Consider the following 12733-nt stretch of genomic DNA (forward strand, 5'->3'; position numbering starts at 1 on the left):
ACTCCTAAATTGTAAATATAGAAGGGTCTCCCGCTGCTTCAGTAAGTCTTTCATTTTTCATTATACCAAGAGCTTCCATTCTATTTTGAAATTCTTTAATAGGACCTTTGACCGTAAGTTGCCTAATGGTTGCAATATCATGATAACTAGTAGTTTGATACATAAGCATAACATCATCACCACCAGGAATTCCCATGTAATATGTGCAATTAGCTAAAGAAAGCAGCAAAGCTAGATTTTCTAAATCATTTTGATCTGCTTTCATATGGTTTGTATAACATACGTCTACACCCATTGGAAGTCCTGTTAATTTGCCCATAAAATGATCTTCGAGACCTGCTCGCATAACTTGTTTTCCATCATATAAATATTCTGGCCCTATAAAACCAACTACTGTGTTTACTAAAAAGGGTTTATATCTTTTAGCAAAACCATAACATCTAGCCTCCATGGTGAGCTGATCTGCACCATTATGACCACCTGATGATAATTCAGACCCTTGACCTGTTTCAAAATACATAAAGTTAGGTCCCTTTGAGCTTTTATTATTTTTCATTAGTTCGTAGGCCTCATCCATAAGGGCTACGCTAATCCCAAAAGCTTCATTTGATTTTTGAGAACCAGCAAGGCTTTGAAACATTAAATCCATGGGAGCACCTTTCTTTAGGGCTTCCATTTGGGTAGTCACATGAGCGAGTACACAGTTTTGAGTAGGAATATCCCACTTAATCATAAATTCTTTGAACTTTGTTAAAATAGCATATACATTATCTGTTGAATCAATTACTGGGTTTAATCCTATAACTGCATCTCCAATACCGTAACTTATACCATCCATTACTGAAGCCATAATTCCATCTAAATCATCTGTTGAATGATTAGGTTGGAGTCTTGATGAGAAAGTACCTTTTATACCAATAGTAGTGTTACATGTTGCAATGTTTTCTATTTTTGCAGCTGCATAAACTAAATCCATATTGCTCATAAGTTTAGTAACACCAGCTATCATCTCAGCAGTTAAACCACCTCTTATTTCTTTTATAACAGAATCATCAGATCTTAATATAAATTCTCTAAAAGAGCCTACACTCATGTCTTTAATTCTATTGAAGGCATCTAATTCTACAGAATCTTGTATTACTCTCGTAATCTCATCATCATTGTATGGAACTACGGGGTTATTTTTTAAATCTTCTAAGGTCATTTCGGATAATACAACCTTTGCAGCTACACGCTCAGCTGTGCTAATTGCTGCTATTCCCGCTAAAATATCGCCTGATTTTTCTTCATTAGCTTTTGCAAGCACCTCTTTAACATCTTTAAAGTTATATGTATTTCCAGAAAGTTTTGTTTGTAATATCAAATAGATCACCTGCTTTCATTATTTAAAGTTATATTAAATCTTAAATATTAATGTTTTTATTACCACAGGCACTGCCTTTGAAATTGATTTACCAATATCTACATAATCTCCATTGCTAGCTTTAATTTTATCAAGGCAAATAACTCCTTTAGAACCTTTCAAAAGATTATTTATGGACTGACCTAAAGCCTTTGCAAAGTCTTGCTCTACAATTACAATTATAGGATTGATGGAAGTCTTAAATGCATTAACAATAGCTTCAGCCATGGATTTTATTTGCAAATAGCTAGGAGATTTAGGCCCTTTAAAGGCAATGGCTACTGCAGTAGTATCATATAGTTCCAGTTTTTCATGAATTAAATTTTGCATATTAGGCAAATCCTCATCTTCACTAAAAAGTTTAACAATGGGAATGTTTTTAATAGGTAGTAAAGTATCGTCGTATACTATAGTACTACCACTAAGCTTTAAGGAATGAGAACCTGCTCCAATGACCGTAGCTCTTATTTTTTCAATAGATTCTAAAATTTTCTCTTTGCTGTTATCATATACTTTTCTAATAGAATAGCCTAGAAGGGGACCGATATCCCCATAGCGAATAACCGTATCCATTGTTCCGATTTCCTCTTTCGAGTAAATAAACTCTGCAACGCCACCTGAAAACATAATAAACTCAGCGTGCATTTCCTTATGTTTATGATGGATAAAAAGTCTTTCAATTTCCACGTCTAAGTCTAATTCTCCATTTATTTTAATAAACATTTTAGCTATTGCATCAGTGAGAAGTTTTAGAACTCGAAAATCAGCAGTAACACCTAAAGATAAATTTAGATTTAAACTTTTTATTAGTGGTTTAATTTTATCTGACACATAAGTTATTGTTCCCGCAATATCAAGTTGTATAAGCCTCCCGCCTATATCTAGTGCGAATGAATCTATTGCTTGTCCATCCCAAAATACTGATGCATTAGTAGTTCCACCACCTATATCAAAATTAACTACTTTTGAGGTGTGTTTTTTAGAGGCCAAAGCAGCGCCAGCACCAAAACCCGCAAGAATTCCCTCAAGGTCTGGACCAGCAGTTGCAACTACGAAATCACCTGCAAAGTCTGAAAGATAATTTAATACTTCCTCTGCATTTTCTTTTCTACAGGTTTCACCAGTGATGATTATAGCACCTGTGGATATATCAGTTTTTAGAATATTCGATTTTTTATATTCTGATGAAATTATATCCTTTATTGCTTTTAAATCTATTCTTTCTCTTGATATTAAGGGCGTAAAATATATTTTGCTCCTGTAGATTATCGTCGCACTCGTAATTTTTACTTCTGGTAACAGAAATAAACTAGCAGTGTTTTGTACTGAAATTTTGCTGAATATTACTTGTAACGTAGTTGTACCAATGTCAATGCCAACACTTAAAATTTCGGTTTTCATAACTTCCTCCAATATAGCCTGCACAGAAACCTTTAAATATAAAAAAAGAACTCAAACACATGTAGGTTTAAGCTCCGCTCATTTTCAATAATATTATTAGTCTTTTAAATTATTTCTCACTTAATTTTAAAACCAAAACATATTTTAAAAATGCTTCTTTGCAATTACCTTAATAATTTAAGTCATTTTAGCATAATTTTTTAACAATGTAAAGAATGATAACACAATATATGGACTTATATCATCTATTTAACATTTATATCTTGACTTAATTATAGTGGGGTGATAATATTGTGCCTAATAATAAGCTACAATTAAGTTTTCTGCACAGAATACCTTTTAATATTTTGAATTAATAATTTTAGTGTGCTCACTTACACTAAAAAATCAAAACAAATATGTTTATTTGTTGAAATTAATTAGAAATTTAGGAGGGCTTAATTATGAACAGTGAATTAAAGAAGACTTTAAACCCCGTACAACTGTGGGCAATAATAGTTGGTATGGTTATATCAGGCATGTATTGTGGTTGGAACTATGCTTTAGATTTTACAAGCCCAATAGGATTCATTATAGCAATTTTAATAGTAACAATTTTCTATACAACCTTTATGTTTAGTTATGCGGAATTGTCTACGGCTATACCTCATGCTGGTGGTCCATCAGAATATTCCAGTAGAGCCATGGGAGATTTTGGAGGATTCCTAGCAGGATTTGCTTGTCTAATAGAATTTCTATTTGCAACTCCGGCTATAGCACTTGCCGTTGGAGCGTATATTCATTTTCTAGTTCCAGGGATACCTGTTGTTGTAGCGGCACTTGTATGTTATGCATTATTTGTACTGATAAATTGTCTTGGCGTTGAAACAGCAGCTAGGGTTGAATTAGTTGTAACGATTGTAGCTATAGTAGGATTATTACTATTTGCTGGAGCAGGTATAACACATGTGAATATAAGCAATATCACAGATGGTGACATGTTTAGAGGTGGATTTAAAGGAATATTCGCAGCTATTCCATATGCGATATGGTTTTACTTGGCAGTTGAAGGCGGTGCCATGGCAGCGGAGGAATGTAAGAATCCTAAAAAAGATATTCCAAAGGGGTTTATACTAGGAATAATAACACTAGTAATTCTTTCATTACTTACATTTTTTGTTACTGCAGCTAATATTGATCCAATAGCGCTCAGTAAAACAGATTCACCACTTCCGAAGGCTCTTGAAGCTATATATGGAGTTGGAAATATTTTATCAAAGATAATGAGTTTTATAGGATTATTTGGACTTATTGCCAGTCTTCACGGTATAATTATTGCATACTCAAGGCAAGCTTTTGCAATGTCGAGGGCAGGATATTTTCCAGCTGTTTTAGCTAAGGTTAATAAGCAGGGAACGCCAGTAAATGCAATAATATTACCAAGCCTTGTAGGAATGATATTTATATTAACCGGTAAAACGGCTACAATAATAGTTATTTCAACATTTGGAGCAGTAGTTTTATATATAATAAGTATGATATCCTTATTTATGTTAAGAAAGAAACAACCCAATTTGGAGCGGCCTTATAAGGTTTACTATCCAATAGTACCTGCAGTAGCACTAGTAACTGCGGTTATACTTTTGGTAGCTATGGTAGTATCTAATGCAGCAACTATTATTTGGGTTATAGGAGCATTTGCCATTGCAATTTGTTACTATTTTATTTATACTAAATTAATAAAAAATGCATCTAGAGAAAAAGAATACGAAGAAGATAGATCTGAAAAAATTAGCTAGTGTTTTTAATAATATATCTTAGATAGAAAGCATTCACCCAAAAGGGTGGATATTTTTTTGTGCATAATTAAGTTAAATCCAATTTTTGATGCGTTAAAGTTTACTTTAGTTGTGATCTACTGGTGGTTTAAGTGTAAATGTTCTTGGTTTTGTTTTAACATTTTCTACGATTCCAGCGACTACAAATATTGCTGTTATAAGTACTAACGCTTTTTTGCTCTTTTTCATAAATTATATTACCTCCACTTTTATACTATTGTTTAATTATATAACACTTTTAAGTATATGTTAAATTGTTAATTGAATTTAACATAATCTAATTTATCATAACAGTTGATGCTTATATCATATTATACTCTTTACTAACGGTTATTGTTATATTAAGTTGTCATATGTTAAGTACTAACAACTGAGAATACTATTAACACTGGCTATTCCTATGATTAAACAATATTTGTGTTAAGTACTAACAGGGTTTTACACAGTTAAGGGAATCCAATGATTGATATGCTCCCCTTATGGTAGACAGTAAAATAATAAAACTGTTTAGTATAAGGAGGGCTATTTTTTTATGGGAAGAAAATCAACTATCTCAGACCAACAAAAAATTGAGGCTGTAACATCATATTTAAATGGAAAAGCTAGTATGTTAAGTTTATGCAACAAACTTCAAGTACATAAGAGTTCTTTTCAAAAATGGGTAATACGATATAAATCAGAAGGTGAAGCTGGGTTAAAACATTCTAGCAAAAATACTTCTTATACTGCCAAAACCAAGATTAACATTGTAAAAGAATATCTTGATGGGCATGGCTCACTGAATGATTTATGCATTAAGTATCATATTTCTTCAAATACAGTTTTATGCAATTGGATAAAGAAGTATAATGGTCATGAAAATATAAAATCTTCTGGAACAGGAGGAAAAATAATCATGACCAAAGGACGCAAAACTTCTTATATTGAACGCATTGAAATCATAAAGTACTGTATTGAAAACAATAACAATTATAATAAAACTGTTGAAAAATATAAGGTATCTTATCCTCAGATTTATACCTGGATGAAGAAGTATAATCAGTTTGGTATTGAAGGGCTTGTGGACCGACGTGGAAAGCCAAAGGCTGAAGAGTTAATGACAGAAGATGAAAAGCTAAAAGCTCAATACAAGCTTTTAGAAGCACAAAATAGAAGATTACGGATGGAGAATGCTCTTCTAAAAAAAATCCAAGAGATAGAAAGAAGGCGATATTAAGCGAAGCTAGATACGAAGATACTTATCTTGCAATCCAAGAATTATCTAACAAAGATAAATTTCCTATAACTGAGTTGTGCATTATAGGCGGCGTTAGCCATTCTGCATATTATAAATGGCTACACAGAGAAAAAAGCAACCGAGTATTGAAAAACGAAGAATTATTAAAGCTTATTTGTGAGTTATATGAAGAAAATGACGGTATCTTAGGCTATCGCCAGATGACGATTAAAATCCGTAGAGAATATAATAAAAAAGTTAATTATAAACGAATTTATCGTCTGATGCAGATATTAGGATTAAAATCCGTATGCAGAAAAAAAAGATATAATTATATTAAGTCAACTCCTGAAGTTACTGCAGAAAATATTTTGGATAGAAATTTCAAAGCAGAACAAGTCAATGAAAAATGGCTTACAGATGTAACCGAGTTTAAATATGGGAGAAGTGGACAAAAGGCTTATCTAAGTGCAATATTTGATTTAGGTGATAGAAGTATTGTTTCATATGTCATTGGTCATTCTAATAATAACCAATTGGTTTATGAAACCTTTAATCTTGCTGTTAAAGTATACCCTGATGCTAAACCAATATTTCATAGTGACCGAGGTTTCCAGTATACTTCAAAAATATTTAAAGAAAAACTAAAAAAAGCTGGAATGATACAGAGCATGTCGAGGGTTGGGCATTGTATTGATAATGGTCCAATGGAAGGATTTTGGGGAATCTTAAAAACGGAAATGTATTATCTTCATAAATTTGAAGACTATGAAAGCTTAAAGAAAGCTACTGAAAACTATATAGAATATTATAATAATAGACGTTATCAAAAACGTTTAAAGTGCATGACACCAATAGAATATCAGCGATATCTATTAGGTAATGCAGCATAATCAAAGCGCCTACCAAACGATAGACGCCTTACATAAAATCTTTAATTATTTCCACTGTCTACTTGACAGGGAGCAGTTCAGATGGATTCCCTTAAAATAGTTATATTTATAACACTGCTTTTAATTAAATCTTATGTTTATATAACAGTTTACTAGGATCTTTTTCCTGAAATCTTATCAACGATAAATACTACGACCGCTATTACAAGTAGCATATGTATCAAGCCGCCACCTACTTTAAATATTAAACCCAAAACCCAAAAAAATACTACGATTCCACCTATCCAACGTAAAAGTCCCATATAAACACCACCTTCCACATATATCTTTGTTTATTGAATATCTCTAAATATGCTTCAAGTATATCAAAGGAATAATATATATACAATTAAAATATTATGTATATCTTTAGAATTAAATGTTAAAAATTATGAAAGATGGTAATGGACGATTATGTTATGTATATTTTAAGATATATGTAGAACATTATAGTTAGTATGTAAAAAAACATTATAGGGAGGAATAATAATGCCAAAGGAAGATAAAACTTATGAAATTATAATCTCTGAAGAAGGCCTTGATACTTATAGAGGATTTAATATTACTGCAGAAACTATGGGCGAGTATTTAGGTATTAATAGTGTAATGACTGATTTTGAATGGGATGAAGATGTAAATAAAGAAATAATTCTTTATGCTAAAATTTTAGGGAACATAACAGAACAGGATGCTCTAGCTAAATTAGAAGATGTTGAATTTATTGACAAGGTAGAGGAAAGTAAAAACACTTCTGCAATTGCAGAGCCCTTAACTACAGATAATTATTAATAAATAAAAATCAGTCTTAAAACAGAAAATTATTTCTATTTTAAGACCGATTTTGTTGTACTATGCTAATAATTGATTTACAAGCGGATTTACCTTCCTGCCTTCATATTTTCCCTTTAGCTTGAGCATACTCGCTTTCATAACCTTTCCCATATCACCCTTGCCTTTAAAGCCATTTTCAGCAATAACTGAGGCAATAATTGCTTTAGCTTCATCATCAGTTAATTGTTTTGGCATATAAACAGAAAGCATTTCAATACCTATTTCTGTTTCAGCTATAATATCTTCTTTATTAGATTGTTTTGCATAGCTAAGTGTCTCATTTAATTGTTTGATTGTTTTCTCAATAATAACCACTAACTCGTCATCTGTTAGTTCTCTTTTTAAATCCATTTCTTTATATTTAACGTCAGCCATTAAAGTTCTTAAATTAGTTAACCTCACCTTATCTTTACTTTTCATATATTTAATAATATCTGCTTTTAGTGTTTGTTTTAACATATGTATTTACCTCCTAAATGATTTAGTAACTTCAGCAAATTATCTTGTTACTTTATATATTGCATATATACATTATACTCTTATAACAGAATATGTTCAGAAAGATTTCGTTTATTTTGATATTTATTAGTATTTAGCTAAGTCATACAAAATAATACATATAAAAAGATATACTATAAAATGGTATAATAGCTAAGAGATGGCTAAAACATATAAATGATTTTTATTAAATATAAATTTAAATAGGGGGTACCGTATGTTATCAATTATTTTATTAATAGTAGTTGTAATTGTTTATTTAAAATTACCAGCAAAATTAGAGGCTATTTTATTTATAATTAACATATTTATACCAGATCCTATACCATACCTTGACGAAGTATTGATGGTATTACCAATTATAATTAAAATAAAGAAGGCAAAATCGGTTAAAAAGATAGAAAGATAGATAATTGAATTGTATAAATGAGGAGCTCTATATTCTTAAGAAGACTTAAGAAAGGGTGATTAGCACATATTGAATAAGGCAATAATAATATAATATAATTAGCTTTTTAGACAAGAATTATATTAAAATTATTAGTGTAGAAAAATACACATAGAGGTGGTTCATTTGCAATTTAAAAAATTAGCATTAATATTAGTCTTAGTGCTTGCTATTCCTGGGTGTATAAATAACGGACAGAATTCAAAAGAGACAAATACGAGTACATATCAAAAAAGTATCAGCAGTAAAACTGACGAGAATAAAAATACGAATAATAAGTCAACCAAAATTGGGTCAAAAACATTTACTAAAGTTATATTAAATGATACATCAAGTCTGCAAAGAAAAACAATTAACTGGTCATGGTTGTACTCACCAAGAGATAATTCAACCTTATTATCAAAGTATCATGGGTATGCCTTTGGCGATTTATCTAAAAAAGTAATTTATTTAACATTTGATGAAGGATATGAGAATGGTTATACAGCTAGCATTCTTGATACATTAAAAGCTAATAATGTTAAAGCTGCTTTTTTTGTAACTGAGCCTTATGTAACAGGTTCATTTAATGGTATAAAAGATATTGATCTTGTAAAAAGAATGAATGATGAAGGCCATATTATCGGAAATCATTCAGTGCATCATAAATCCATGCCGTCTATAACGGATGAAACTAGTTTTAATTCGGAAATTACAGAAAACGAAACTACTGTAAATAATATTAGTGGTTTAAAAATGTCGAATTTTTTCAGACCTCCTATGGGAGATTTCAGTGAACTTTCTCTTTATTACACTCAAAAACTTGGTTACAAATCAATATTCTTTTCACTTGCTTATCATGATTATGACCCTAACAATCAGCCTGATCCTGAAACATCAAAAGAGAATCTTTTAAAGCAAACAAAACCGGGGATGATATGTCTGCTTCATGCAGTATCAAAAACCAATGCGGAGATTCTTGACAGCCTTATTAAGGAGTGGAAGAGTCAGGGTTATGAATTTAAAACTTTAAATGAGCTTCCTTAAAAAATTATTAGATTGTTAAATTTAACATCTAAGGTAATGTATAGTTTGCGCTTCAAGAAGTATATACTATCAATTTGTTAAATTTATAAGAGGGTAAGAACGAAATAAATCGTTCTTACCCTCTTATTTTATGTTCAATTATATCACCATATACATATAATAAGGCTATAGGTACTACAAAATAGAATGAATAAGAAGTTTAAGTAACATCCTATTACATTCTGGGAAGTTAGGGGGGATAATATGTTTAGAGAAGCATGTAGGCAAAATAGTGGTGGAATTTATGGTACGCTATCATCGACTCAATTAGGTAATAGTAAAACCTGGTGTAATGGTACAGGTTTTATGATAGCACCAGGTATTTTGGCCATGGCTGCACATTGTATACACGTAGAACATAATAGTAATAATCCAAGACATAAGCGGTTTAATGTGATTTGTGCTTCTGACATTGGGCAACCACTGGAGAGTGCTGTCTTAATTGATGAAGATCCAATTAGAGATGTCGCACTGCTGAGAATAGATAATCCTCGCTCAATAAAGTCTCTTTATCTTGATTCTAATTTTGTAGGTATGGGTACTGCTTGTGGGTCCATAGGTTTTCCACTTTCAACTACAGAATTTTTATCTACAGGAACAGAATTCAATGTGGTAGAAAGATTCCAAAGTGCATATATTTCGGCAAATATAAGTGAAACTCTTAGTTCAGGAAGAGTATTATCAACATATGAGACAAATAATTTAATGTATGGGGGATCTAGTGGGTGTCCAGGATTCTTAGTTAATGGCAATATTTTTGGAATGCTTGTTGGTGCAAGGATAAATACTAACACAATTAATGGCCTACAAAGTATGGAGCAAGTGGCAATATCTTTATGGGTTCCATCCATAGATATTATTAATCTAGCTAAAAAAAGTGGAATAAAACTAAACTAGATAATTATAAAATTTAAAAGCCAATCATCAATATTTCCCGGGAACATATTAGTGAGACATCAATATATTTTGGTGTCTTATTAATATTAATACTGGCATAAGATATAGAATAAGTGTAAATAAGAAGGAGGGATTTTATGGAATGGAAAGGGATTTATAAAAGGAGGATTGTTAAACCTGAAGAAGCGGTTACTTATATTAAATCTGGAGATAGAGTCGTTGTGGGTCATGCAGCTGGGGAACCAACAGTATTAATTGATGCAATGGTCGCTAATAAGGAAAACTACAGAAATGTAGAAATAGTTAATTTAGTAGTACTTGGCAAGGGCGAATATGCGAAAAGTGGAATGGAAAAAAATTTTCGCAATAATTCTATATTTGCAAGCACACCTACAAGGGATGCTATTGAATCTGGAAGAGGAGATTTTACACCTTGCTTCTTCCATCAAGTCCCTAAGTTATTTAGCAAAGGGTATATGCCGGTAGATGTAGCTTTAGTTCAGGTTAGTTCTCCAAATGAGCATGGGTATTGTAGTTTCGGGGTATCAAATGATTATACAAAACCTGCTGCAGAAAATGCAAAGATCGTAATTGCAGAGATAAACGATAAGATGCCTAGAACTATGGGAGATTCATTTATTCATTTATCAGATATAGACTATATAGTTGAAACATCTCATCCAATAATTGAACTACCACCACCTAAAATTGGGGAAGTTGAAAAAAAGATTGGAGAGCATTGTGCTTCCTTAGTTGAGGATGGTTCAACGCTACAACTTGGAATAGGTGCTATCCCTGAGGCAGTTCTTTTATTCTTAAAGGACAAAAGAAATTTAGGAATACATTCAGAAATGATATCAGATGGAGTAGTTGAATTAGTTGAAGCAGGTGTAATAACTAATAAGATGAAAACTCTTCATCCGGGAACAATTGTTGTATCCTTCCTTATGGGAACTAAAAGACTTTATGATTTTGTTAATAATAATCCTTTGGTTGAAATGTATCCTGTGGATTATGTGAATGATCCTATTGTTATTATGAAAAATTATAAAATGGTTTCTATAAATGCTTGTGTACAGGTAGATCTAATGGGACAGGTGTGCTCAGAAAGTATAGGTAGAAGACAAATCAGTGGTGTAGGCGGACAAGTTGATTTTGTACGTGGTGTAAGTATGAGCGAAGATGGTATATCAATAATCGCCATACCATCAACAGCATCAAAAGGAAAGATTTCAAAAATAGTTCCAGTATTAGGTGCCGGAGCAGTAGTTACAACCTCGAGGACAGATGTGGATTATATAGTTACAGAGTATGGAATAGCTCACCTTAAAGGTAAAACTTTAAGAGATAGAGCGAGAGCCTTAATAAATATTGCGCATCCAGATTTTAGAGAAGGACTAATAGAAGAATTTAAGAACATATTTAAGTGTGAGTTTTAGTTAATGGGTATATGGCTTTTGATTTTTTAGAATGTTTCTAAATTAATACTTGAAACCTATGTTGTTATTACAATATAATAGAATTGTTATATTGTAATAGTTCATAAGGAGGCGAAAACAATTTGTCATACTTAATTTTAGTATCTAGTTTATTAACAGTTTTATTAATGATATTTTCAAAGAATGTTTTTTATAGCTATTATAAAGAAATAGATTTTAAAATAAAACAAAGATTAGATGTTATGTTGAAATTAGCTATTATTGCTCCCATAATTGTCTTAATTGTTATAGTTATATTAAATATTACTTATTTCAAAACTAAATTTAATATTAGGGTATCTCACGAATGGCTTCTATTAAGTTTTTGGGTTTGTTGTGTAATTTTTTATTACATTAGCGCCGAGATATCAAGAATAAAATCATTAATGATAATACTACCTGCCATTGGAATGTTAATATCAATGGGTGTTGCAGTTTATTTAACACCACTACATATTTATGAAAACATATTTAAAGATACTAACTTAATAATTCCAAATTCATATGGAGTAATTATGATTATAGTAGCTTATTATACAAACTATGCACTCCTAAAAAAAGGAGCCAAAAATTAATAGTTTTAAATTACAAGTAATACAACTTAAAACACGAAAAAGGAAAGAAAACACCTACGAAATGAACTGAACCATGGTTAATGGACACTAAAAATAAACCCCTACCATAGAATATCTTGAATTTACGTAAGCTGACACCGTTTTTCATATGGTGTCAGTTTTGTTTTTAGTTG

Annotated in this window: 14 protein-coding genes; 9 read left to right on the forward strand and 5 right to left on the reverse strand. The window is 31.3% G+C overall.

Going from position 1 to position 12733, the window contains the following annotated elements:
* Positions 1–4: 4 nt before the first annotated feature.
* Complete coding sequence (locus tag LGK95_RS18520; RefSeq protein WP_226126400.1) at positions 5–1363, reverse strand: ethanolamine ammonia-lyase subunit EutB; 1359 nt, start codon at positions 1361–1363, stop codon at positions 5–7.
* Between the two features lie 33 nt (positions 1364–1396).
* The gene (locus LGK95_RS18525) at positions 1397–2803 is read right to left on the reverse strand and encodes an ethanolamine ammonia-lyase reactivating factor EutA (RefSeq protein WP_226126401.1); all 1407 of its coding nucleotides are present in this window, start codon (positions 2801–2803) and stop codon (positions 1397–1399) included.
* Between the two features lie 443 nt (positions 2804–3246).
* On the opposite strand from LGK95_RS18525, the gene eat reads away from it, so the two are divergent.
* Positions 3247–4581 carry an ethanolamine permease gene (gene eat, locus LGK95_RS18530; protein ID WP_226126402.1) on the forward strand — a complete coding sequence of 445 codons (1335 nt, stop codon included), beginning with the start codon at positions 3247–3249 and terminating at the stop codon, positions 4579–4581.
* A 105-nt stretch (positions 4582–4686) separates the two neighbouring features.
* Here eat and LGK95_RS22540 read toward each other — a convergent pair whose 3' ends face one another.
* Positions 4687–4809: a hypothetical protein gene (locus LGK95_RS22540; protein ID WP_264174606.1), complete on the reverse strand. Its 123-nt coding sequence runs from the start codon at positions 4807–4809 to the stop codon at positions 4687–4689.
* A gap of 343 nt (positions 4810–5152) precedes the next feature.
* Here LGK95_RS22540 and LGK95_RS18535 point away from each other — a divergent pair, with 343 nt between their 5' ends.
* Positions 5153–5836, forward strand: coding sequence for a transposase (locus LGK95_RS18535; protein WP_226126403.1), 684 nt, complete (start codon positions 5153–5155; stop codon positions 5834–5836).
* A complete protein-coding gene (locus LGK95_RS18540; RefSeq protein ID WP_319001943.1) occupies positions 5830–6729 on the forward strand; it encodes an IS3 family transposase in 900 nt (299 codons plus the stop codon). The genes LGK95_RS18535 and LGK95_RS18540 overlap by 7 nt, the downstream gene beginning before the upstream one ends.
* A 152-nt stretch (positions 6730–6881) precedes the next feature.
* Here LGK95_RS18540 and LGK95_RS18545 read toward each other — a convergent pair whose 3' ends face one another.
* Positions 6882–7031, reverse strand: a complete 150-nt coding sequence (locus LGK95_RS18545) for a lmo0937 family membrane protein (protein WP_226126404.1) — start codon at positions 7029–7031, stop codon at positions 6882–6884.
* 226 nt (positions 7032–7257) lie between these two features.
* On the opposite strand from LGK95_RS18545, the gene LGK95_RS18550 reads away from it, so the two are divergent.
* Positions 7258–7557: a hypothetical protein gene (locus tag LGK95_RS18550; protein WP_226126405.1), complete on the forward strand. Its 300-nt coding sequence runs from the start codon at positions 7258–7260 to the stop codon at positions 7555–7557.
* 60 nt (positions 7558–7617) lie between these two features.
* On the opposite strand, the gene LGK95_RS18555 is transcribed toward LGK95_RS18550, so the two are convergent.
* The gene (locus LGK95_RS18555; RefSeq protein ID WP_226126406.1) at positions 7618–8058 is read right to left on the reverse strand and encodes a GatB/YqeY domain-containing protein; all 441 of its coding nucleotides are present in this window, start codon (positions 8056–8058) and stop codon (positions 7618–7620) included.
* Between the two features lie 256 nt (positions 8059–8314).
* On the opposite strand from LGK95_RS18555, the gene LGK95_RS18560 reads away from it, so the two are divergent.
* The 5 genes from LGK95_RS18560 (at position 8315) to LGK95_RS18580 (ending at position 12560) form a co-directional block, all read left to right on the forward strand.
* On the forward strand, positions 8315–8506 hold the full coding sequence (locus LGK95_RS18560; RefSeq protein ID WP_226126407.1) for a DUF6116 family protein: 192 nt from the start codon (positions 8315–8317) through the stop codon (positions 8504–8506).
* A gap of 165 nt (positions 8507–8671) precedes the next feature.
* Positions 8672–9571, forward strand: coding sequence for a polysaccharide deacetylase family protein (locus LGK95_RS18565; RefSeq protein ID WP_226126408.1), 900 nt, complete (start codon positions 8672–8674; stop codon positions 9569–9571).
* Between the two features lie 243 nt (positions 9572–9814).
* A complete protein-coding gene (locus LGK95_RS18570) occupies positions 9815–10507 on the forward strand; it encodes a S1 family peptidase (protein WP_226126409.1) in 693 nt (230 codons plus the stop codon).
* 137 nt (positions 10508–10644) lie between these two features.
* On the forward strand, positions 10645–11946 hold the full coding sequence (locus LGK95_RS18575; protein WP_226126410.1) for an acetyl-CoA hydrolase/transferase family protein: 1302 nt from the start codon (positions 10645–10647) through the stop codon (positions 11944–11946).
* A 122-nt stretch (positions 11947–12068) separates the two neighbouring features.
* A complete protein-coding gene (locus LGK95_RS18580) occupies positions 12069–12560 on the forward strand; it encodes a hypothetical protein (protein WP_226126411.1) in 492 nt (163 codons plus the stop codon).
* The last annotated feature ends 173 nt before the right edge of the window (positions 12561–12733 follow it).

It is taken from the genome of Clostridium algoriphilum (genome assembly GCF_020443705.1).
GTDB classification, from domain to species: Bacteria; Bacillota; Clostridia; order Clostridiales; family Clostridiaceae; genus Clostridium_AD; species Clostridium_AD algoriphilum.